Source organism: Jatrophihabitans lederbergiae (assembly GCF_031845305.1).
GTDB lineage: Bacteria > Actinomycetota > Actinomycetes > Mycobacteriales > Jatrophihabitantaceae > Jatrophihabitans_A > Jatrophihabitans_A lederbergiae.
On sequence record NZ_JAVREH010000013.1, the window covers coordinates 15,907 to 38,191 of the forward strand.

A 22,285-nucleotide genomic window follows, 5' to 3' on the forward strand; every position below is an offset into this window, starting at 1 on the left:
CGTTTCCTCCTACTGGACCGGGGGACGGGCGGTCGAGAACGATTTCAGGCTGGCCGTCATCGCCGCCACGCCGTTCTTGGGGCTGATGGCGCCGGCGAGGACGTTGGTGACCACCGCTCCCATGGCGTTCTGGAAGTCCGATCCGGCGCCCGTGTACCAGGCTTCGGGGTCATAGACGGCGTTGAAGGCGGCCTGGATGTAGTTGCTCTGCGGCTTCTGCTTCAGAAAGGCCTTGCTGCGCTGAACCGGCAGCCAAGCCGGGATGTGGCCCCCCTCGGCCCAGATGGAACTATTGTCCAGCAGTCCCTTGATGAAATCGACGGCATCCGCGGTGCGCTGGGCAGAGCGTCCCGAACTCTTGGGTATGACCAACGAGTGGGAGTCGGCGTAGGCGACCGGTTTCGGACCGAGGATCGCCGGGAAGGGAACGACGTTGAAGTTCAGTGGCTTGCCGTTGGCCAGCGTGACTCCGCGGTAGGTCGGGATCTGCCACTCGCCCTCGAAGAGGAAGCCGGCGTTGCCCTGGCCGAAGAGCGTGCCCACCGTCGTGGGAGTGGCGTTCCCTGGCATCAAGGCGAGGGAGCCGGTGAGGCTTTGCATGAAGGCGAAGGTCTCCTCCAAGGCAGCCTGATCGATCGTGACCCGGGTGCCCTGATCGGACACGATGGGTCCGGCCAGGCCCGAATACAGGGTCATGAACCAGCGCCAGGTGGTCGACGGATCGGCCGTGTTGGCCGAGACCGCGCCGTATTTCGCGCCGGCCCGCTTCATCGCCTTGAGGGCGTTTACGAAGTCGTCCCGGCCGTGCATCGGCTTGAGGGCGTCACCGGCGGCGTTCAGCAGCCCGGCCTTCTTCGCCAGGTCCACGTTGTAGAACATCACGAACGGGTGGGTGTCCAGCGGAACCGCGTAGACCTTTCCGTTCACGGTCGCCTTCGACCACGCCGCCGGGGTGAACTTGTCCTGGGTGATGCCCGCGGCGGTTACCCCCTCGTCTTGGACGGGTGCCAGCAGACCGGCACGCGCGAGCAACGGCAGCCGGGACAGGTGCGCAATCGCCACGTCCGGCGGTCGGCCGCTGGACGCCGACAACGCCAACTTCGTGTAGTAGGGGTTTCCCCACGGCAACAGCGTCGATTCTACGGACCGGTGGCTCGACTTCTCGAACGCGTTGACCATCAGCTTCATGTTGGCGCCATCACCGCCACCGAAGAGGTGCCAGAAGATGACATCCGCGGTCGACGGCTGTCCACCGGTGAAGCTCGTCGCGACCGGAGAGGAACACGCCGCCAGCAGTCCGGCGAGCGTCATCCCTCCCCCTGCGGCGAGGAACTGGCGACGGGAAACGGGTCCAGGCATGCCTATCACTCCAACCGTGTGGACTACACCGCGGCAGACTGTTCCACAAAATTTGCATCGCTGCAATAGCGCTCCGGTAAAGACTTTCCGAAGACCCCGGCAACTTCCTTGCATCGTGGTAATGACGGGCTGACCCAGCCAGCGGCCGACCGGCCTGATGTTCGCCCACGCCACCTGCCAGTCGCCTGTGCAGACCCCTCCGCCGTATCGTTCCCGAAGCCGAAGGTGACGCCAGGATTGCGCCGGGCTTCACCTGCGATGCGCGAGCTGGCCCAACCGAACGAATCGGAACGACCGTTCGACCGGCCAGACGTGGACCGACTATCCGAGCCCATGAGAGAGTGAAGCGGTGGCCGTCACTCTGCGCGATGTTGCTGCGCTTGCCGGCGTCTCGCCACGGAGCGTGTCCAACGTCGTCAATGACTTCCGCTACGTCTCCCCCGCGATGCAGGCGAAGGTCCGGGCGGCTCTGGACGAGCTGGACTACAAACCGAACCTGCTGGCCCGCGGGCTGCGCCAAGGGCGCACCGGCACCATCGCCTTGCTCCTTCCAGAGATCACCGTGGCGTACTTCAGCGAACTCGCCCACGAGATCGTCGAGCGCGCAAGCCAACTCGGCATCACCGTCATGATCGATGAAACCAGCGGCGCACCGAATCGCGAACTCGCGCTCCTCGAGGTCGCGATGCGTTCCAGCTGGGTCGACGGCGTATTGCTCAGCACGCTCGGCCTGAACGGAGCGGCGCTCGCCGGGGTCAAGTCAGACGTTCCGGTGGTGCTACTGGGCGAACGAACGGCCAAGTCGGCACTGGACCACGTCGGCATCGACAACGTGCGCGCGTCCAGAGACGCTGTGCAACATCTCATCGACTCAGGCCGGCACCGCATCGCCGCGATCGGCGGAAGCCACGCCCCGTCCGACATGACCTCCCGCCTGCGGTTGAAGGGCTACCGGGCAGCGCTTCGAGCCGCAGGACTTCCCACCGAGGACTACCTCTACGCGCGCACCCCGAAATACCGGCGAGGAGACGCGGCGGTCGCCGTGCGTGCGCTTCTCGCTCATCCGGAGCCGCCGGACGCTCTGTTCTGCTTCAGCGACGAGCTCGCGATCGGCTCACTTCGAGAACTGTACGAGCAAGGTTTGCGGGTGCCATCAGACATCAGCGTCGTGGGATTCGACGACATCGAGGAGTCGCGCTTCACCACGCCGTCGCTCACCTCCATCAGCCCCGACAAGCACCAGATCGCGAGCACCGCCCTCGAGACGCTCATGGCCCGCATAGCCGGCTCGGACCTCAGGCCCCGCGCCCTGCAAGTCGGCTACCAGCTCCTCGCCCGGGAAAGCAGCACTCGTCAGTAGGCTGCCCACAGTCAAGCTGCGCATACCTGACCACGGAGTTCCGTGCTCGGCCCCTGCTTCCGCCCCACCGCTGAGATGCTCTCGCCGATGCCGGACCGGCGTGACGGATTTCTTGTGCTCGAGCGTGTCGAGGTCACCGCGCCACGTTTCTTGCCACGCTTCTTGCCACGTTGCAAATCATCTTTCGGCAGGGCAGTATGGCCGCTATGAACAGCACCGGCCATCGGCTCGCAACCACCCTGGATGGCTCCTATCCCCGTCCTCAGCTCGTTCGGCCCGCCTGGCTCGACCTGGGAGGGGCGTGGGGCTTCGCCTTCGACGACGCCGACGTCGGGCGCGGGCAGTCGTGGTACGCGCCGGACGCTTCGTTCGACGGAGCGATCGTTGTCCCGTTCCCCCCGGAATCGAGCGCGTCGGGCGTGGGCGACCCCGGGTTCCACCCCGTCGTCTGGTACCGCCGGCAGCTCGACCCCGCGGATCTTCAGGCAGCAGGTCTGGGCGTACAAGGCGAGCGCATGATGCTGCACTTCGGCGCGGTTGACTACCGCGCCGACGTGTGGCTGGCGGGGCAGCACCTGGGACACCACGAGGGCGGCCACACCCCGTTCGCATTCGACGTCACCGACGTGCTGGCACAGCAACCACATCGTGCCTGGTCCCTCGTCGTACGCGCCGCCGACGATCCTCACGACATCGCCCAACCCCGCGGCAAACAAGACTGGCAGGAACAGCCGCACGGCATCTGGTATGAGCGAACCACCGGCATCTGGCAACCAGTCTGGCTCGAGGCCGTGCCGCAGACCTTCATAGCGGCGGTCGGCTGGTCCTGCGACCTACCGGCCGCCACGGTGGAGCTGGCACTGGAACTCAGCAGGCGCCCCGTTGGCCCGGTGACGGTGACGGTGAACATCGAATTCGCCGGCGAACCTCTGGCCCAAGTGCAGTTCACACAGCATGAACCGCGAACGCGGACAACCATCAGCTTGCAAGGACAGACGAACGGCCAGGCCTACGAGGCGCTCCTCTGGTCGCCGGAGAAGCCACGGCTACTAGATGTCACCTTGCGCGTCGTCTTCGCCGACGGGACCAGCGACGAAATCCAGTCCTACCTCGGCCTTCGCACCGTCGGCTGGGCGGATGGCCATTTCATGCTCAACGATCGGCCCTATTACCTTCGAGCGGTCCTGGATCAAGGCTACTGGCCAGACACCCACCTCGCCGCCCCCGACGCGCAAGCCTTGCGCGACGAGGTGCAGCTGATCCAGAACCTCGGATTCAACTCAGTCCGCATCCACGAGAAGGTGGAGGATCCACGATTCCTGTACTGGACCGACCGCCTCGGCATCCTCGTCTGGGCAGAGAGTCCCAGTGCCTACGAGTTCTCCCCCACAGCCGTCACCAGGACGACCCGCGAATGGGTCGAGGTCATCAGGCGCGACGAGTCGCACCCGTCTCTCGTCATCTGGGTGCCCCTGAACGAAAGTTGGGGGGTCCAGCACATAGCCCACGACCCTCGACAACTGGACTACGCCCGCGCGCTCTACCACCTGACCAAGAGCCTGGACCCGTCACGACCGGTCATCACCAATGACGGCTGGGAACACGCCGACTCCGACCTCTGGACGATCCACGACTACGGCGTCAGCGGCGACGAGCTCAAAGCCAACTACCTGGACCACCATGCGGTCGATGACCTGATGTCAGGCGTCGGACCGCTCGGTCGGCGGATGAAGCTGCTGGACCTGCCAGACCGCGGGCAACCGGTGGTCGTGTCGGAATTCGGGGGGATCAGCTATGCCCCGGCGAACCCCGGCAAATCCTGGGGCTACGTCACCGCCGCCAAGGACACACACTTCGAAGACCTCCTCCGCGACCTGTTTCAAGCCCTTCAGTCCAGCCCCGTGTTGGCAGGTTTCTGCTACACCCAACTCACCGACACCGGTCAGGAGGCCAACGGCCTCACCGACACCCAACGGCGCCCGAAGCTTCCCCTTGCCACCATCCGGGCGATCGTGCTCGGCGAAAGCCTCGACATCAGCTGGCACCGACGGCCTAAGCGGGCCGTCGAACAGGTCAGCATCCCGAAGGAGTGATCACATGGTCGGCGTGGCGCCAAACAGATCCTCACTTCGGATGGCGGGGTATTACGGTGGGACACGAAGACCTCCAGAAAGTGCGCTCCCGAGACAGCTCGCACTTCACCAACGTCCGTGGTCAGCACACCGGCACGGTTAACAGGTGGTCGACGAGGCGGGTGAGGTAGGCGTCGTCGACGCCGCCGATGCCGAACAGCAAGCGCAGGTAGATCGGGGCCAGGATGCCGTCCAGGACGTCGGTGTAGTCCAGCGGCGGCTCGCCGCGCTCGGCCGCGCGGTCGAGCATCGTCTGGAGCTGGGCGCCGCGAGCGGCCAGGAACGGCAGCCGTGGGTCGGCACTGTCGGTGGCGGCGCCGCTGGCGGTGGTGGCGTGGCTCGCGTTGTCGGCGGCGGTGCTGTTCGCGCTGTCGGCGGCGGTGAGGACGGCGCGCAGAAAGGCGAGACCGTCGGGGCGGCCGACGTCGGCGGCGGCCTGGCTCGCGTAGCTGAACAGGTCGTTACGCAGCGAACCGGTGTCCGGGATCGGCGACTGGGCGCTGACCCGGCTGACGGCGACGTCCAGCACCAGGGCCTCAACTGTCCCCCAGCGCCGGTAGAGACTGGTCGGGTGCACACCTGACCGAGCTGCAACCTCGGCGACGGTTACCCCCTCGACCCCCTCCTCGGACAGCAGCTCCGTCACCGCCTGGTGCACCGCCGCACGGACCCTCGCACTGCGGCCACCGGTGCGCCGATTCGCTCCTCTACCTTGCATCAGTCGACCTTAGCGCAAGAATCGTTGCGTTAGGTCCGGGCCCGGCGTACGGTCGGCTAAGTCAAGTCTCCTCTCCTTTGGAGTCGTTACGCCGCCGCTGCCGCCCTTCCTCACAGACAGGTCCCGTCATGACAGCCACCACGCAGTCCCCACCCGTTCGGGTACGCACCGCCATCCCGTCCCGCGCCAGCAGGGGGAGCCGGATCCGCTGGGTCGTCGTAGCCCTGAGCAGTCTCGCCATCGTGGGCTACGTCGTCGCGATCTACGCCCAGGGCACCTTGGCGACCCTGTCGAAGACCGGCGCCGGACTGTCGACCACGTACGCCGACCGCCCCGTCGCGATCCAGGTAGCGTTTTACTGCCACATCACCTTCTCCGCGTTGGCGCTGGGCCTCGGCCCGCTGCAGTTCGTCACCGCCATCCGGCGCAGCCGCCCGCGGATTCACCGCTGGATCGGCCGGGTCTTCCTCGGCTCGGTCGCCGTCGGATCGGTCGCCGCGTTCACCATGTCGTTCGTCAGCTCAGCCGCCTTCGACGGCTTCTTCGGGTTCGGCACGCTGGCGCTGCTATGGGCGTGGACGGCGTGGCGCGGCTACACCTCCGCTCGGGCGCACGACTACGCCAGCCACCAGGCCTGGATGATCCGCTGCTTCGCCCTCACGTACGCCGGGGTCACCCTGCGTGCCTGGTTCGGCGTCCTCATCGGCGTGCAGCTGCTGTTCGCGTCCGGACCGGTCGACAGCAACCATGTGCTGGACACCGCGTACGCCGTCCTGCCGTTCCTTTCCTGGCTGCCCAACCTGGTTGTGGCCGAGCTGCTGCTGCGCCGCCGCGGTCTGCCCTCGCTCGCCCTGTCCCCCTCACCGACGGCCCCCGCCGGGACCAGCCGGAGCCTTGCGGACTGACCGGTGACTGCGGCATGAGGGGTGCACCCTGCACTCGCCACGTTGCTAACCGGCTGCCGCATTGACCTCGAAGCCTTGTCCGAATCGGACGTTACGTGCTAAACATGCCGTAGCTCGGCTTTGTTACCTCGCGATCACCCTGACTGCAGTCATCGCCTTGAGTGCGATTCAGGAGAGTTCGCGATCGGAACAGCAGTCCGCCGAGCCACTCTGGGCGCGCTACCCCCGGCCGCCCAGTCGCTGATAGGAGGCTCTAAGTGAGACCCACCAGTACCTCTCTGCGCACGGCCATGGCAGCCGTCGCGGTCACCACCGTAGCGGCAGGCGCCCTGCTCAGCGCCCCGTCGTCGCAAGCCGCCCCGACGCCCGTCGCCACCCCCGCCGCGGCAAGCGCGTTGGCCAGCCAACTAGGTGCGCGCTCAGCCGGCGCCTACGCGGACGCCGCCGACCACACCGTCGTCACCGTCACCGACGCCACGGCCGCCGACCAGGTGCGTGCGATCGGAGCGACTCCGGCACTCGTCAAGTACGGCGCCGCCACCCTGGCCGCGGTGACCAGTTCGCTGAACGCCTCCGCGCGGATCGTCGGAACCGCCTGGGCTGTCGACACGCGAGCCGACCAGGTCGTCGTGTCCGTAGACCGGACCGTTACCGGCGCCAAGCTGGCCAAGGTCACCGCGGTGGCCGCCAAGTTCGGTGCCGCGGCCCGCATCGAACACGTGGCCGGAACGTTCAGCAAGCGCATCGCGGGCGGTGACGCCATCTACGGCGGCGGATACCGCTGCTCGCTCGGCTTCAACGTGCGTTCGGGCACCACCTACTACTTCCTCACCGCCGGGCACTGCGGCAACAGCGCCTCCACCTGGTACTCCAACTCATCGCAGACCGCGGTGCTCGGCAACACCGCTGGCAGCAGTTTCCCCGGCAACGACTACGCGATCGTGCGATACAGCACCAGCACCGTTCCGCCCGGCGCCGTGGACCTGTACAACGGCACCTCGCAGGACATCACTACGGCGGCGAACGCCTACGTCGGCGAAGCGGTGAAGCGCAGCGGCAGCACCACCGGTGTGCACGGCGGCACCGTGCAGGCCGTCAACGCCACGGTGAACTACGCCGAGGGCGCGGTTTCGGGTCTGATCCAGACCAACGTCTGTGCTGAGGGCGGCGACTCCGGTGGCTCGCTGTTCAGCGGGACCACCGCGCTCGGTCTGACCTCCGGCGGCAGCGGCAACTGCACCTCCGGTGGCACGACCTACTTCCAGCCGGTCACCGAGGCGCTCTCGGTCTACGGCGTGAGCGTCTACTAACTCTCAAACCAACGTCGAACACCACGGGCCGGTCGCTCTCGTATCTCGGGCGACCGGTCCGTGGCGGCCTCGGTGCACGTCGACCTCGGACTCAGCCGAGATAAGCAGTGGGCCGGTGTGTGCCAAGGGGCCGCGTGAGCTCCAGGGCATTGCCCACATCGAGTACCTTCTGCTCGCCCAAGGCCGGTCCGATTATCTGCATGCCTACCGGCAGGCCGTCCACGAGACCGCATGGCACCGACAGACACGGCAGTCCGAGCAGGCTGGCGGGGCCGACGAGGCGGATCATGCTGTCGATCGCGTTGACCTGCTGCCCGTTGACGAGTGCTGTGGACGCGCCGACCGCCGGTGTGCGGCTGCCCAGAGTGGGAGCCACCAGCACGTCGACGTCGGCGAACGTGCGATGCACCTCCCGCCTGAGCTGTCGCCGAATCTGCTGCGCCTGCAGGTAGTCGACGGCCGAAGGCAATTCGCCGCACTCCAGAAGCAACCGCACGTCGTCCCCGAAGTCTTCAGGACGGTCCCTGAGGTTGGCGTGGTGCACCGTGCTGGTCTCGGAGGTATCTATGACGGTGAGAGCGAACTCGGTGTGTCCGAGCCCGCTGATCGATACCGCCTGGACCGTGGCGCCCCGGTGCCGGAGGGTGTCGATACTGTCCCAGACGCTCTGCGCAACCGCATCGTCCACGTCGGCGAAGTAGAAATCCTCCTCCACGCCGATGACGAGGCCCTCGCAGCCGTCCCTCAGAGATTTCGCCGTCAGGGTCGGTGGCAGCTCGAGCGATCCTGGATCGCGAGGATCGTGGCCGCTGATGGCGTCCAGCACGAGTGCGGCATCCCTGACGGTCCGGGTGATCGGTCCGACGTGGTCCAGGGTCCAGGCCTCGGGAAAGACACCGAAGCGGCTCACCCGGCCGTACGTCGGTTTCAGGCCGACGACACCGCAGATGGCCGCGGGGATCCGGATCGATCCTGAGGTGTCGGACCCCAGAGCGGCCACCGCCATGTTGCTGGCGATCGCTGCCGCTGACCCGCCGCTCGATCCTCCAGGAGTCTTCGACAGGTCCCACGGATTTCGACAGGTTCCCCAGTGGGGATTGTCCGTGGTGCCTCCCAGCGCATATTCGTGCATGTTGGCCTTGCCCAAGAAAACCGCTCCGGCGCCCGTCAGACGGCTGATGACTCCCGCGTCACTGCTCGGGACGAAGTTCGCGTGGATCTTCGAGCCCATCGTCGTTCGCCTGTTCGCGATGTAGATGTTGTCCTTGATGGCCATGGGAATTCCGTGCAGCGAACCGCGGTAATGACCGGCGGCAATCTCGGACTCGGCTCTCTTCGCACTGTCGAGGGCATCATCGCCGTACACGTCGATGTACGCCTTCAGTTTTTCGTCGTGGCGCTGTACGGCGGCGAGCGCTGATGAGACGACGTCGACGGGCGAAACGTCGCGCGAGGCGATGAGCACCGAGAGCTCCGCGACAGAAAGTGCCGCGAGGTCACTCCGCATCCGGGCTCACCGCCGTCCACGTGATCGCGATCTCGCTGTCCGCCAAGGCGTGTTCATCGATCTGTGCACGCAGGAGCCGGATCTTCGTCCAGTACTCGCTGAGCGGCTGCCGGTCCTCGTCAGGCACAACGAGGTCTCGTCGGTGCACCAGGTGGAGCAGGTCGGCATCAGTGGACATGCGCTCCGTTCCGCTCGTTGGGCCCGGTCCAGAACTTCCCGCGCTCGACGTCATTCGGAGACCTGTGCATGTCGAAGGGCCGCGATCGCCGCAGTCTTCGACCGCAGATAAAAGAGGTAGTAGGCGAGGCCGACCAGATAGATGATGACCACGATGACGAGGTCCCGTCGGGTCTGCTGGCTCAGGGCCAGCGCTGCCCCGACGATGGCCAACAGCGGGGGAAGCGGGAACAGGGGCAGTCGAAACGTCCGTGCCGAGGTCTTGTCCCGTAGCCGGCTGACGATCGCGGTGACACCGACGAAAATGTAGATCGAGATGGTCAGTACCGATACGAACGTGACAACCGCCACGATGTTGGACAGGAAGCACAGGATGGTGGCGCAGAACCCGACAGCGAGCGTAGCCACCCAAGGTGCGTCCGTGGCTGGCAGCAACTTGTGCAGCGCCTTGCTGACCGGCACCGGCCAGATTCCGTCCCTGCCACTGGCCCACAGCACCCTCGCCATCTGCAAGGTGATCGCCAGGCAGGCGTTGAAGAACGCGATCACCGCGCCGATCGTGAGGACGGTCGCCGCGGAGTGCCCCCATCGCTGCTCGACGACGTAGGTCAGCGGCGTGCTGGATCCGAGGAACTTGGTGAGGTCCGGCGTGCCGAACGCAGCTCCCAGGAAGGCGGCGAGTTCCAGAACCACGCCGATGAGGCAGGAGTACAGCACCGCCTTTCCGACGTTACGGGTGGATCCTTTCGTTTCCTCCGAGAAAGAAATGGCCGCGTCGTAGCCGTTGACCGACTGCAAGGCGACGGCTACCGCGGCGATGACAGCCCCCGTGCTGAAGGAGACCAGACGACCGTCGACAAGACCTTGTGGGTGCACGAACGTCGACACACTCTGGACCGGGTGAGAGAACCCGGCGATGGCGATCACCGCGATGACCACCATCTCAAGGAGGAGGAACAGCGCGGTCATCAACGCGTTGACGTGAATCTTCAGCATCGCCAGTCCGGTGACGACCACCATCGCTACCGCGGAAGTCAGGTTCACCGGAATCGACGAGTTGAGCGAGTTGAGGTACGTCCCCACTCCGAGAGCGATGCTCGCCGGCAGGAAGATGGCCTGGACCACGTAGCTCAGCAACGTGAGGAACGAGGCCCAGGTGCCCAGGACGCGCGCCACGATGCTGTAAATCCCGCCGGCGATGGGGAACAGCGCGCCCAGCTCTGCCATGCACAGCGCGACCATGACAGCCAGACCGGCTCCCGCGAGATAGGCCATCACCGAGCCCGTTCCGGCCAAGGCGACGACCGCAATCCCCACAATCAGCAGCGAGCCCGCGGGCGTGATGTCGGACAGCGTCAGGATGACCGAGCCCATTGTCGTGAGTCCACGCTCGAGCCGGGGCGCGTAACCGAGCTGTCGCAGACGAACGTCGCCGTCGTCGACCGGTCCCGTCGTCACGTCGTCGGTCTTCGCGTTCGCCATGCGAATCGCTCCTCCAGGTTGGCTGTTGCATCGAGCCGCCGGGCTTCCGCCACAGCTTAGGAAATGCCCGTCGTCCCTCGAGTTGTGGGCGCGAACAGCGATTCGCCACCGAGTTCGTACGCCTGCACGATGACAGGTTCCGACGCGAGGAAGCATGGTCGTCAGCGCGAAACGCTCGAGAGGAAAGTCCCGCACCGCTGTCGCGGAGACGTCCACCTCGCGGATCGCTATCAGCTCACAGTGCAGCCAGATGATCATGCCGCTATGGTCCGTTCATCGGGTGTGGGCTGCGAGTGTGGCGTGGAGGGTATGCGTGAACAGCGACGAGCAGCGACGTCAAGCCCGGTCGGCGCGGCACTATCTGTTCGACGGGCCGCTGACCAGGCGGTTGCAGATCACCATCGCGCTGGCCGCGCGCGCGTTGGAGTTTCCTACCGCGATGGTCAATATCCTCGACGAGGACTTCGCGCACACCATCAGCCTGGTCGGTGCCGGCGACCTCGCCGCATCCCCCCGGGAAGGGGCTATGTGTGACACGACGGTCCGCTCGGGTCGACCGCTCATCGTCGCCGACGCCGCCGCCGATGCCAGGTTCGCCGACGTGCCAGCGGTCGCGGCCGGTGCCCTGGGCAGTTACGTGGGGGTGCCACTGACCGGCCGCGAAAGCCTGGTCGTGGGAACGATCTGCGTGATCGACGTGCGCAGCCACCAGGTCGACGAAGGTCAGGTCCAGCGGTTGGTCGAGTTCGGCAAGGTCGTGGAGGACCAGTTGGACCTCATGCGACGCCTGCGGGAGCACCGCACTGCCGGCACAGTCGCCGCCGCCGAGCTCGCCACGGCTATCAGGACGGGACAGATCGTGCCGTGGTATCAGCCCATCATCGAGTTGGGCACCGGCGCGATAGTGGGGTTCGAGGCGTTGGCCCGCTGGCAGCATCCGTCCGGGCAGTTGGAGGAGCCCGGTGTGTTCGTGCCTCTGGCTGAAGACAGCGACCTGATCATCGATCTCGACCTGATGGTGATGCGTCAGGCCCTCACCGACCTCAACCAATGGCAAAGACACCAACCAGGCACGCGGATGAGCGTCAACCTGTCCGCGCGCCACTTCGGCCGTTCAGAGGGTCTTCCTCAGATCCACTCGGTGGCCCTCGATGCCGGCGTGGCACCCGAGCAGATCGACCTCGAACTGACCGAGACGATCCCGCTGATCACCGACACGACCTCGAACTCCAGCGTCACCCGCCTGCGCGAACAAGGCTTTCGGGTGTGGCTGGACGACTTCGGCACCGGCTGGTCATCGCTGGAACACCTCATCCGGTTGCCGGTGGACGGCATCAAGATCGACCGCGTGGTCGCTCTGGCGCTAGGCACCCACATCGGAAACGCCGTCACCCGCGCGGTCACCGGGCTGGCCAGCGAGATGGGCTTGATAACCACCATCGAGGGCGTCGAAACCCACCGGCACGCCACCATCGCGCACCAGCTGGGATGTGACTACGCCCAGGGGTACCTCTGGTCGCGGCCCTTGCCCGCCGCTGCCGTGGACGCCGCCATGGCATCAGCATGACCGGTACAACAGCGAACACGCGGTTCAGGAACCGTCCCCTCCGGCCGATGGGATAGTGCATGGCCGGTAATCGGCGACCGCCGAGAGAGTTACCTCGGCCGCGTGAGAACGGGGGCGAGGGGTGGCAGCTCAGGTGCCCGCGGCGTATCGCGGTGCCGGCATGCCTCCTTCCGCGGGAGACTGGCTCGCCCGGGTCTGCCGGGCAGTGGTGGAGATCGACGACGAACAGCAGGTGTTACGGCTCGTTGCCGAGGCCATCTGCGGGGTGTCCGGGTGGGGCGCTTGCGTGGTTGCCATCCCCGACGCTGAAGGGCTGCTGCACGCGAGGGCGACCGCGGGGGTCAGCGCGGCGGCGGACAAGCAGCTACGGAACCGGCCCGTTGCCCGCGAGATCTACCGGCGGTTATGGGAAGCCGGCACTCCCGCCGGTCCTGCGCGGGTAGTGCCTGTCGATCACCCGTTGTTTCGGGAGCCCGCTGTGCTGGGATGTCTGGTGAACGCCCACGAACCCGACTCCATCACCACAGCTGCGACGGACCGCGGCCGGCGGCCGTTGGTGCTGATACCGCTGCAGGATGCCGACAGGGAACTGGTGGGCTTCATCAATGTCGACGTGCCACCCGCGGACGCGGGCATCGGCGGTCAGCTGGCCTCGCACTGGTCGGTCCTGGCCGACCTGGCGGTGGCCGCTATGGCGCTGGCCGCCGCGCGGGCGACGGCACGCTCACAGGGCTATCTGACCGAGGGCCTGCTGCACGCGACCGCCGGGGTGCGCAGCAGCCTGCAACTGGACGAGGTACTCGCCGACATCGCCGCGGCAATGACCGCGACCGGCGGATTCCACCGGGTGGGAATCAACCTGCTCGATGAGGCCGGGATCCTGCATACCCAGGCCACGGCTGGTATGCCCGAGGCCGACGCCGCCCGGCTGCGGGCCACGCCCACCTCCATATCGGCGATGGGCCCGCTGATGCGTCCGCAGATGCGCGTCAGCCGCTCCTACGTCTTCGACCACCGCTACTTCGACTGCCCACCTGAGCTGCTCGCGCTGCTGAGCGTCCCCGATCACGGCCCCTCCGACGCGGACGCCCCCCAGGACGCCGCCGATCGATGGCACCCGCTGGACTCCATGACCGTTCCGCTGTACGACCAACGTGGCGCCTTGATCGGCATCATCTCCGCCGACGAGCCGTGGGACGGCAAATTCCCCGACCTGGCCCACATCCAGGCGCTGGAGTTCTTCGCTGATCAGGCGGCGGTCGCGATCGGGCAAGCACGCCAGCACGAGCAGCTAGCCGCACAGGCTCGGACCGATCCGCTGACCGGAGTCGCCAACCGGCAGGTGCTGCTGGAGGCGCTGCGCCGTACGCTCACCGACGTCGGCCGGGCTGGAACCCCCTGCGCGGTGTTGTTCTGCGACCTGGACCACTTCAAGATCGTCAATGATCGCTATGGCCATCCGGTCGGAGATCAGGCGCTGCAGGCGGTCGCGAACGCGTTGGCCGGTCGCGTGCGCGCACGGGACCTGCTCGCCCGTTACGGCGGAGAGGAATTCGTCATCCTGGCCCCTGACACCGATGCCGAAGCGGCGTGTGCGCTGGCTGAACAGCTCCGCAGCCGCGCCGCCGCGCTTGGTGAGCCGGAGCTGCCCCCCGGACTCACCGTGCACATCTCCATCGGCGTCGCCATCAGCGCCCCGTCGCGGCCGATGGTGGCCGCCGATTCACTCCAGCAGGCCATCGACGAGCTGCTGATCACGGCCGACCAGGCGATGTATGAGGCCAAACGCCACGGCCGCGACCAGGTCCGCCTCGCCGGGCAGCTCTGAGTTCCGTCCCCGTCTTGCCTTCCTGAAAGCCGGAATGCTCGGCGAGGACGGTTCCCCGTCGTGCTGGTCGCACGCACCGGCAACCTGCGGCTATGCAGTGCGCACAGCACACGGACCGGGGTTGCTCATACGTTGCCGACGATCGTTTCAACGCCAAGAGGAGATGTGATGGCCCGATACCGAGTGTCGATGGATATCGGTGGCACGTTCACCGACGTGGTCACCTACGACGATGACTCCGGAGTGTTCGCAGCCACCAAGGCGTCCACGACGCCGGGCAATCTCAGCGAAGGCGTGCTGACGGGTCTCGGCTCGGTCGTCGAGCAACCGTCTGACATCGACTTTCTGGTCCATGGGACGACCCAGGGTCTGAACGCGTTCCTCGAGCGCCGCGGCGTCCCCGTGCTGTTGCTCGCCACCGCCGGAGTCGAGGACAGTTACCACATCGCACGAGGCCCACGGACGCGCCTGTATGACCTTCATTACCGCAAGCCGACCCCACTCGTACCTCGCCGCGACGTCCTGGGCATCGGCGGACGCATCGCCGCTGACGGCAGCGAGCTCCAGCCGCTTGATGAGCAGGCGGTCCGCGACGCCGCCCGTACCGCACGCGAACGCGGACACGGCGCGATCGCCGTCGGGTTCCTGTTCAGCTACAAGAACCCCTCGCACGAACTCCGCGCCCGTGAGATCCTGCTCGAGGAACTCGGCGAGGACTTCACCGTGTCGGCATCGCACGAAGCGGCGAAGGAATGGCGCGAATACGAGCGCACCTCCTCGGCCGTGGTCGAGAGCTACACCGGTCCGATCGTGCGCCGCTACCTCATCGACCTCGAGCATCGACTCGCCGACCGCGGGATGTCGGTGCCGTTGCACGTCATGCAATCCTCAGGCGGCATCCTCACCGCCGAGTCTGCGCGGCAACGCCCCCTGCAAACCTTGCTCTCGGGCCCGGTCGGTGGCGCCATCGCCTGTGCCGAGCTCTCCCGACAGACCGGCAGACACAACCTGATCGGAATCGACATGGGTGGCACGTCCTTCGACGTCTCGCTGATCGTCGACGGCGAGCCTGATGTGTCGGCTGAGGCTCAGCTCGAGGGCCTGCCGATGCTGATGAGCGTCGTCAACATCCACACGGTGGGTGCCGGTGGCGGCTCCGTCGCATGGGCCGAAGCCGGCGGCCTCCGCGTCGGGCCCCGTTCGGCCGGCGCCCGGCCCGGTCCGGCCTGCTACGGGCGCGGGGGCACCGAACCGACCGTGACCGATGCGAACCTGGTGCTCGGCCGCGTCGACCCGAACGGCTTCGCCGGTGGCCAGCTGACCCTGGACACCGGGCTTGCCACCACCGCTGTGGCCGACCTTGCTGAGCAGTTCGCCCTGGAACCGGTCGCGATGGCCGAGGGTATCTGCGACGTGGCGAACTCGAAGATGGCGCAGGCCATCCGGACGATCACGGTGTCTCGTGGCATCGAACCGCGGGATTCGGCCCTGGTCGCCTTCGGCGGGGCCGGTCCTATGCACGCGGTCTTTCTGGCGCGTGAGCTGGGCATCACCGAGACGATCGTGCCGCGCTTCCCGGGCGCCTTCTCGGCATGGGGGATGTTGCAGACCCGCATCCGGCAGGACTACAGCGAGCCGTACTTCTTCCTGGACCAGGACCTGGACGGCGCGGACATGGCCGCTGTACTGGCCCGCATGGAACAGTCCGGACTTACTGCCCTGTCCCACGAGGGCGTGCACTCCGATCGGCGCTCGGCCACCCACGCGGTCGACATCCGCTACGCCGCCCAGGAATACACCCTCACCGTGCCACTGCTCGATGCGAGCGAGGCCGCCACGCCCGGTTTCGTCAAGACGGTGGCGCAACGCTTTGCCCAACTGCACGAGTCCCGCTACGGACACGCCAATCTGGGCGCACCGATCGAGTTCGTCACGCTGCGGACGACAGCCTTCGGCGACCTCGGACAGCCGGCGGCACAGAAGTGGCCACCGGCCATGTCACAGGAATTCCCGCACGAAATCCGCGAGGTCATCTTCGAGGGCCAGCCGCACGACGCGATCGTGGTGCGCCGCGATGACCTGTTGGTCGGGCACACCTTCGACGGTCCGGCGGTCGTGGTCGAGGACACCGCAACCACTGTTGTGCCACCGGAGAACTCCGTCAGCGTCGATGACATCGGTTCGCTGATCATCAGAGGGAAGGACCAGAAATGACAGGCGCAGTCACAGCGCTGGGCATCGACCCGGTGACCGTCGAGATCATCCGCAACGCGCTGAACTCGGCGGCTGAGGACATGAACGCCACGCTCATCCGGTCGGCGTACACGCCGATCATCTACGAGTGCGGGGACTGCGTCGTCGCGTTGCTGGACGCCAACCACCAGGTGCTGGGCCAGTCCGCCGGATTGCCGATCTTCCTCGGCAACCTCGAAACCTGCACACTCGCGACCGAAGAGCGCTTCGGCCGCGAGGTGTGGCAACCCGGCGATGTCTGGATCCTCAACGACAGCTACCTCGGTGGCACCCATCTCAACGACGTCACCATCTTCGGGCCGGTATTCGTCGCCGACACGCTCGTCGGATTCACCGCCTCGCGGGCGCACTGGATCGACGTCGGCTCCAAAGACCCCGGCGGCTCCATGGACTCGGTGACGATCTTCCAGGAGGGGCTGCGTCTCGGCCCGCAGAAGCTGGTGGCAGGTGGCGTCGACGAGCGCGCCGTCATCGACACCATCTCGACCAACGTCCGCTTTCCCTACCCCACCACCGGCGACATGCATGCCATGATCGCCTGCATCACGATGGGCGAGAAGCGGCTGCAAGAGATTGTCGAGCGGTTCGGGCTGGAAACCCTCGAGCAAGCGCGGGACGAGATCTTTCGGCAGACCGAGGTCCTGGAACGCGGCATGATCGCCCAGATCCCGGACGGTGTGTATGCCGCCGAAGGTGTGCTCGACAATGACGGCATCGATCTGGACACGCCAGTGCCGATCCGGCTCAAGATCACGGTCACGGGTGAGTCGATCGACTTCGACGTGACAGAGTCGGCCGATCAGACCGTCGGGCCGGTGAACTGCGGGGTCTCGCAAGCCGTATCCGCATTGCGCGTCGGTTACAAGTTGCTCGTCAGCCCAGACCTGCCCGGCAATGGCGGATCGTTCCGCTCGATGACCACCAAGGTGCGTGAGGGTTCTGTTCTGGGTGCCCGGTCCCCCGCGGCGTGCCAGTGGTACTTCTCGCACCTCGGGCTGCTGATCGACATGGTGGCCCGGGCACTGGCCCCGGCGTTGCCCGATCACGTCGCGGGCGCAAGCCACGGCGACTCCATGATCATCCTGACCGCAGGTAGAGATCCGCGGGTCAACCGTGAATTCGTCAGCCTCGAGGCCACCGTCGGCGGGTGGGGCGCCTGGAACGGCTCGGACGGCGAGAGCGCCCTCATCAACAACGTCAACGGCTCACTGAAGGACGTGCCGATCGAGGTGCACGAGACCCGGTACCCATGGCGGATCACCGAGTACCGGATCCGCCCCGATTCGGGGGGGTCCGGTCGGTGGCGCGGCGGAAACGGTGTGGTGCGACAGTACGAGGCACAGGCCGACGTGTCCGTGTCGCTGTGGTTCGAACGGTCCCGTCAGCCGGCCTGGGGCCTCTTCGGCGGCGAGGACGCGGTCGGGCCGGAGGTGATCATCAACCCGGGACGCCCGGACGAGCGCCGGATCCTCAAGGTCAATGGCCTGCGGCTCAAGAAGGGCGACGTGGTGCGCTGCTCAACCGGCGGCGGCGGCGGCTACGGAGACCCGGTGGAACGGGCGGCAGAGGACGTGCGGGCCGACGTGCTGGACCGCAACATCACCTCCGAGACCGCGTTGACGCGGTACGGGATAGGCGAGGAGTGAGGTCGACGGGCTGACGCGAAGCTCAGTCAGGCGGGGTTGCCTCCGGCGCCCCCGCCTCCGGCGCTGGTGGCTCGACAGGTTGTGCCTCCCAGAGCGAGGCGAGGGCATAGCAGAGGACGTGCAACGCCAGCCGCTGCTCCGGCTCGTCGAAGCTCAGGCCCAACTGCTTCGCCCGCCCGACCCGTGCGAGAACGGTATTGCGATGCACTCCGAGCCGGTGCGAGGCCTGGCTCAGTGCCCCTCCGGAGTCGAGCACGGCGAGGACGGTGTCCACCAACGCCACGCGGTCACGCGCACCCATCAGATCACCCAGGCAGAGTTCGGCCACCTGGGCGATTTCAGCCACCGGCAGCCAGGCAAGCGCAGCCTTGGCGCCGACCTGGTCGAACCACTGCACCGTCGGGCCGGCCTCCCGGGCGACATGGGCCGCGAGCCGAGCCTCGGCCACCGATCGCATCAGTCCGGCGACACCCGGGTGCGCACGCCCGACGCCGACAACGAGGTCGTACGCGGCGGCCGAGTCGCGGAACGACGTCAACGCCCGCCGCAGCGGCGCGCCACCGTCGGGCTCCACACTGCTCTGCCACGACACCCACCCGTCGCCGTCGGCGATCAGTGGCCAGGTCGGTCGTCCCAGCTGCCACGCCGTCCGGACCAGGTGGGTCAGTTCCTGCGGTGGGTCCCCTTGGGACCGCAGCGGCGCCAGCCACACCGCCCGATTCAGGTGCTCGACCTGCCATCCCAGCTCGCTGCTCCAGGGTGGCGGGTCCACGACGGCCGAATCTATCGGGGATGCGTGGGGCGGCGGCTCACTGGCAAGCCGGCGCAGCAGGTCGAAAGCCGCCTGCTCGTGGGCGGCATGCATCGAGGTGTTCAGTCGCGTCTGTGCCCAGGCAGCAAGCAGGGACGGTCGGGCCAGCCTCAACAGTGACTCGACCTGTTGCGCCGCGGCGGGCACGTGCTCAGGGACCGCCGCGACCAGCCGTGCCCAGGTCCGCTCCCCCGGCCCGTCCACCGGCACCGACACCTGAGCCACGTTCGGGCGCGCCTGGACAGCCGCGGCTCGACCGGCCACCACCGCGTCGCCGACCACGAGGGCCACCGCAACGGTGTCCAACTCGCTGTTCAGCACGCCGAGCACGCCCCGGATGCTCGTCTGCTCGGCAAGACGCTCGGCGCACCGCGCCTGCCGCAGGGCCCGCGCCGACGCCGGCGCGCTGACCTGTGCGGCAAGGCGCAGCGCGACATCGACCGGATCCTGGTCGATGAGTAGCAGAGCCATGGTCAGCCGCTGGGCCAGCGCCGTGCCCGACGGCGCGGCGACCGCCCTCGGCACTACCACGCCCGAGGCGTTGCGCTCCCACGCCAGGTGCAACGCGGCCGCCAGGGACCAACCACCCGTCGCTACCTCGGCATGCAGGACTACCAGGGAGTGCGGGGTGCAGCGGCGTAACCGGTCGAACGTCTCGGCGAGGATCACCTGCTCCACCCGCCGGGACGGGTCGGGTAGTTGAACCGTTTTCGCCGACGCGAGCGGATCGACCCGGATCAGCTCCGAGAGCAGGATGGGAAGGGTGGACGGGCGCGGTTTCATCGGAGGCTCCTCACCGCCGCCTCGGATGGTCCAGATGGATGCCGTGGGAACTGAGGCCCACCATGGCCAGGCCCTCAGGGGAGTACCAGACCGCATCGGCGCGCGTGACCAGCACGTCGAGAAGGTCGCCCGGCTCGAGGCTGTCCAGGGTCGCAAGCTCACCGCGCGAGACATCCACCAGACACAACAGGTCCGGCGCGGCCGCGACCAGCGAACCATCGGCAAAGACCGCGACGATCTCGCTGCGAAGTTCGATCCGAAGTTGCCTGCCCCGACCGCCGATCTCGTCTATCACCAGGCTGGACGGGTGCGCGGGCATGGTGAGATCGGTGGGCCGGCTCAGGTGTTCCAGCTCGACGATCCGCCCGCGACCGATCCGCCGGCAGCCGGTGATAGCCGCCAGACGGGTCACGAGCAAGTCGGGGTCGGTGCGCTCCAGCAGCAAGCGTCCGACATTGATCAGCCGCGACACCGTGCCAGGCAGGGCCGCGCGCCGCAGCACTCCAGCTGTGGTGGGGTAGGCCGCCAGTGCCGCCCAGCCGCCAAGGATGTCGACGTTCGCGCGTAGCAGCCGGTCGGCCCGCGGCCCGGTCGGCACGTCGATCAGCACGCTCTCGCCGGTTGGGCCCTGCGCCACCATCGGCGCCGGTGAAACGCCGGCCAGGTGCATCGCGGTCTGGTGGATCAGGGCGTAGGTACGTCCCATCCCGTCCGCATCCAGCAACGGCACCCCCAGCTGGGACGCGGCAACCACGGGCACCAGGGCGCTGACGGTCGCGGCGGCCAATGGGTATACCGCACCGAAACTCACCTGTTGCAATCGCTCGATGTGCTGTACGGCACGGGCGAACTCGTCCCCGGACGGTGGCACGTCAGCGAGTGCGGAGCCTGAGCCCACCACGCAGAGCGAGACGCAGGGCGTGTCCGGATCGATCGACTCCGGCCGTCGTAGCACCACTGGGCCGTTGCGGTTCAGCAGTCCGGTGAGCCATGCCGTGAGCGATGACTTGCTCGCATCCCCCACTGCCGGTGAGTAAAACCTTGCTCCCTCGTACAGCGCGGTCACGTCCGCCGCGGCTATCGAGGCGATAGCGCCGACGTAGCCCGAGGCCGCTGCGGGTCTCACGGCGACACCGGTTCCCGGATGGCCGCGCGGCCGGCTTCGGTGTCGGGCGCACCAGCCACCCGCACTCGGACCCGCACCATGCCGGACGGGCTATACGGAACGGCCACCGTCGAGACCTCGGCGATATAGGTCGACCCGGGCGCGGCTCCGTTGGCCATCACGATTGCGGTCGCGCGCTGCTCGGCGTCCTGGCGCACCCGCTCGAGTTGGGGCGCCGAGCGGATGAAAGCCACTTCATCCAGCCAGGACGTCGGCTGGCTCACCGCAGCGCCGGTGCAAGCCAGCTCTGCCGCATCGCGATCGGTCAGCACCACCGGTACGTCAGTTACCCGACGCAGCTCTCCGTCCTCGGGCGACGGCCCAGGGTCAGGCGCGAGTACCGCGGTGGGCACCACGAGTTCGGTGCCGATGCCGGCAAGCTCACCGGAACGCACCACAACCAGGCCACGACGTACATCTCCGGCGACCTGGCCGCTCGGGCGTGGCAGCAGGATGCGGCAATCTAGGATGCCTTTGAGATACGCGGCCCCGCGCAACTGCAGGGCATCGTCGGCGCCGAGAGCGACGACGGGCAGTGCCCGAACCTGCGCCGGTGTGCTGTAGCCACCGTCACCGCGGGCCACCCGCAAGGAGGCCTTCGGCGCCGAGCGAGCCAGCGCGCGCTCACATCGCCGCAGCAGGCGGTCGGTGAGCGCTGCGAGCGCGCAGTCAAGAGTCACCGTGGCCTCGCGGGCGACCAGTCCCTGACCGCCGAAACCGCTGGCGGCCGAGATTCTGGCGTCCGGTAAGGCAGCTTGGACCGCGTCGGCGACGTCACGCTCGTGCTGCGGCTGAGCCTGCGAGCCGGCACCGACGATGGCTACGCGGGTAATGGCGGCGGCCTGTAGCTCCCGGCAGAGTTCAACCACACCGGTCACGTCGAGCGGACACAATTCGTTGCCGAGCAGATCGTGGCCGCCGGCGACCGTGAACCGCCGCGCGATCAACCGCTCGACCAGCTCGGCCGGCGACCGGGCCAGGGCTGGATCGCTCGCTGCTCGCGGAACAATCCGGATCACCATGACGAGTGGCACATCCGGCAGCGGCTGCACCACGGCCGCCAGCAGCACCTGCGAGATATCGACCGTCACTGCTTCGAGCGCACCCGGCGCGGCGCGGACGACCGCCGCGAGCAGCTCGTCTATCGCGTGCGGCCCTGCCGCGACCGGCGGAAGAGGACGAACGTCCCCGCCCTGGATCACCACCGCGTCGCAACGATGGTGCCGCAAGCTGATTCCCGCGTACACGGGTTCTCCGACTGGGGGCGACATTCGAGAAGGGT

Annotated in this window: 16 protein-coding genes; 8 read left to right on the top strand and 8 right to left on the bottom strand. The window is 67.3% G+C overall.

Annotated features, from left to right (window positions below; genetic code table 11):
* Positions 1-9: 9 nt before the first annotated feature.
* Positions 10-1,359: an extracellular solute-binding protein gene (locus tag RM423_RS11555; RefSeq protein WP_311423184.1), complete on the bottom strand. Its 1,350-nt coding sequence runs from the start codon at positions 1,357-1,359 to the stop codon at positions 10-12.
* A gap of 349 nt (positions 1,360-1,708) precedes the next feature.
* On the opposite strand from RM423_RS11555, the gene RM423_RS11560 reads away from it, so the two are divergent.
* A complete protein-coding gene (locus tag RM423_RS11560; protein WP_311423185.1) occupies positions 1,709-2,719 on the top strand; it encodes a LacI family DNA-binding transcriptional regulator in 1,011 nt (336 codons plus the stop codon).
* A 206-nt stretch (positions 2,720-2,925) separates the two neighbouring features.
* Positions 2,926-4,812: a glycoside hydrolase family 2 protein gene (locus RM423_RS11565; RefSeq protein ID WP_311423186.1), complete on the top strand. Its 1,887-nt coding sequence runs from the start codon at positions 2,926-2,928 to the stop codon at positions 4,810-4,812.
* 121 nt (positions 4,813-4,933) lie between these two features.
* On the opposite strand, the gene RM423_RS11570 is transcribed toward RM423_RS11565, so the two are convergent.
* Positions 4,934-5,569: a TetR/AcrR family transcriptional regulator gene (locus tag RM423_RS11570; RefSeq protein ID WP_311423187.1), complete on the bottom strand. Its 636-nt coding sequence runs from the start codon at positions 5,567-5,569 to the stop codon at positions 4,934-4,936.
* Between the two features lie 128 nt (positions 5,570-5,697).
* Between RM423_RS11570 and RM423_RS11575 the strand changes: the two genes are divergently transcribed.
* A complete protein-coding gene (locus RM423_RS11575) occupies positions 5,698-6,474 on the top strand; it encodes a DUF2306 domain-containing protein (RefSeq protein WP_311423188.1) in 777 nt (258 codons plus the stop codon).
* A gap of 257 nt (positions 6,475-6,731) precedes the next feature.
* Positions 6,732-7,784, top strand: coding sequence for a S1 family peptidase (locus tag RM423_RS11580; protein WP_311423189.1), 1,053 nt, complete (start codon positions 6,732-6,734; stop codon positions 7,782-7,784).
* A 91-nt stretch (positions 7,785-7,875) separates the two neighbouring features.
* On the opposite strand, the gene RM423_RS11585 is transcribed toward RM423_RS11580, so the two are convergent.
* The 3 genes from RM423_RS11585 to RM423_RS11595 are packed head-to-tail and all read right to left on the bottom strand — an operon-like array spanning position 7,876 to position 10,950.
* Positions 7,876-9,291, bottom strand: coding sequence for an amidase (locus RM423_RS11585; RefSeq protein WP_311423190.1), 1,416 nt, complete (start codon positions 9,289-9,291; stop codon positions 7,876-7,878).
* Positions 9,281-9,469 (bottom strand): hypothetical protein, encoded by a 189-nt coding sequence (locus RM423_RS11590; RefSeq protein ID WP_311423191.1) that lies wholly within the window; start codon positions 9,467-9,469, stop codon positions 9,281-9,283. The genes RM423_RS11585 and RM423_RS11590 overlap by 11 nt, the downstream gene beginning before the upstream one ends.
* Before the next feature lie 50 nt (positions 9,470-9,519).
* Positions 9,520-10,950, bottom strand: a complete 1,431-nt coding sequence (locus RM423_RS11595; RefSeq protein WP_311423192.1) for an APC family permease — start codon at positions 10,948-10,950, stop codon at positions 9,520-9,522.
* Positions 10,951-11,263: 313 nt separating this feature from the next.
* Here RM423_RS11595 and RM423_RS11600 point away from each other — a divergent pair, with 313 nt between their 5' ends.
* The 4 genes from RM423_RS11600 to RM423_RS11615 all read left to right on the top strand — a co-directional run bounded on the left by RM423_RS11600 (position 11,264) and on the right by RM423_RS11615 (position 18,244).
* Positions 11,264-12,517 carry an EAL domain-containing protein gene (locus tag RM423_RS11600; protein ID WP_311423193.1) on the top strand — a complete coding sequence of 418 codons (1,254 nt, stop codon included), beginning with the start codon at positions 11,264-11,266 and terminating at the stop codon, positions 12,515-12,517.
* Between the two features lie 160 nt (positions 12,518-12,677).
* Complete coding sequence (locus RM423_RS11605) at positions 12,678-14,345, top strand: GGDEF domain-containing protein (protein WP_311423194.1); 1,668 nt, start codon at positions 12,678-12,680, stop codon at positions 14,343-14,345.
* A 168-nt stretch (positions 14,346-14,513) separates the two neighbouring features.
* Complete coding sequence (locus RM423_RS11610) at positions 14,514-16,559, top strand: hydantoinase/oxoprolinase family protein (protein WP_311423195.1); 2,046 nt, start codon at positions 14,514-14,516, stop codon at positions 16,557-16,559.
* Complete coding sequence (locus RM423_RS11615; RefSeq protein ID WP_311423196.1) at positions 16,556-18,244, top strand: hydantoinase B/oxoprolinase family protein; 1,689 nt, start codon at positions 16,556-16,558, stop codon at positions 18,242-18,244. The genes RM423_RS11610 and RM423_RS11615 overlap by 4 nt, the downstream gene beginning before the upstream one ends.
* 22 nt (positions 18,245-18,266) lie before the next feature.
* On the opposite strand, the gene RM423_RS11620 is transcribed toward RM423_RS11615, so the two are convergent.
* The 3 genes from RM423_RS11620 to RM423_RS11630 are packed head-to-tail and all read right to left on the bottom strand — an operon-like array spanning position 18,267 to position 22,274.
* Positions 18,267-19,838, bottom strand: a complete 1,572-nt coding sequence (locus RM423_RS11620; protein ID WP_311423197.1) for a PucR family transcriptional regulator — start codon at positions 19,836-19,838, stop codon at positions 18,267-18,269.
* A 10-nt stretch (positions 19,839-19,848) separates the two neighbouring features.
* Positions 19,849-20,964, bottom strand: a complete 1,116-nt coding sequence (locus tag RM423_RS11625) for a DUF917 domain-containing protein (RefSeq protein WP_311423198.1) — start codon at positions 20,962-20,964, stop codon at positions 19,849-19,851.
* Entirely contained in the window at positions 20,961-22,274 is a 1,314-nt protein-coding gene (locus RM423_RS11630; RefSeq protein ID WP_311423199.1) for a hydantoinase/oxoprolinase N-terminal domain-containing protein, read from the bottom strand. The genes RM423_RS11625 and RM423_RS11630 overlap by 4 nt, the downstream gene beginning before the upstream one ends.
* Positions 22,275-22,285: the final 11 nt, after the last annotated feature.

Excerpts from the sequence above, each read along its gene's own strand:
- RM423_RS11595 (WP_311423192.1), bottom strand. The coding sequence starts at position 10,950 with ATGGCGAACGCGAAGACCGACGACGTGACGACGGGACCGGTCGACGAC.
- RM423_RS11555 (WP_311423184.1), bottom strand. The coding sequence starts at position 1,359 with ATGCCTGGACCCGTTTCCCGTCGCCAGTTCCTCGCCGCAGGGGGAGGG.
- RM423_RS11590 (WP_311423191.1), bottom strand. The coding sequence starts at position 9,469 with ATGTCCACTGATGCCGACCTGCTCCACCTGGTGCACCGACGAGACCTC.
- RM423_RS11615 (WP_311423196.1), top strand. The coding sequence starts at position 16,556 with ATGACAGGCGCAGTCACAGCGCTGGGCATCGACCCGGTGACCGTCGAG.
- RM423_RS11570 (WP_311423187.1), bottom strand. The coding sequence starts at position 5,569 with ATGCAAGGTAGAGGAGCGAATCGGCGCACCGGTGGCCGCAGTGCGAGG.
- RM423_RS11565 (WP_311423186.1), top strand. The coding sequence starts at position 2,926 with ATGAACAGCACCGGCCATCGGCTCGCAACCACCCTGGATGGCTCCTAT.
- RM423_RS11620 (WP_311423197.1), bottom strand. The coding sequence starts at position 19,838 with ATGAAACCGCGCCCGTCCACCCTTCCCATCCTGCTCTCGGAGCTGATC.
- RM423_RS11605 (WP_311423194.1), top strand. The coding sequence starts at position 12,678 with ATGCCTCCTTCCGCGGGAGACTGGCTCGCCCGGGTCTGCCGGGCAGTG.
- RM423_RS11630 (WP_311423199.1), bottom strand. The coding sequence starts at position 22,274 with ATGTCGCCCCCAGTCGGAGAACCCGTGTACGCGGGAATCAGCTTGCGG.
- RM423_RS11585 (WP_311423190.1), bottom strand. The coding sequence starts at position 9,291 with ATGCGGAGTGACCTCGCGGCACTTTCTGTCGCGGAGCTCTCGGTGCTC.
- RM423_RS11575 (WP_311423188.1), top strand. The coding sequence starts at position 5,698 with ATGACAGCCACCACGCAGTCCCCACCCGTTCGGGTACGCACCGCCATC.
- RM423_RS11610 (WP_311423195.1), top strand. The coding sequence starts at position 14,514 with ATGGCCCGATACCGAGTGTCGATGGATATCGGTGGCACGTTCACCGAC.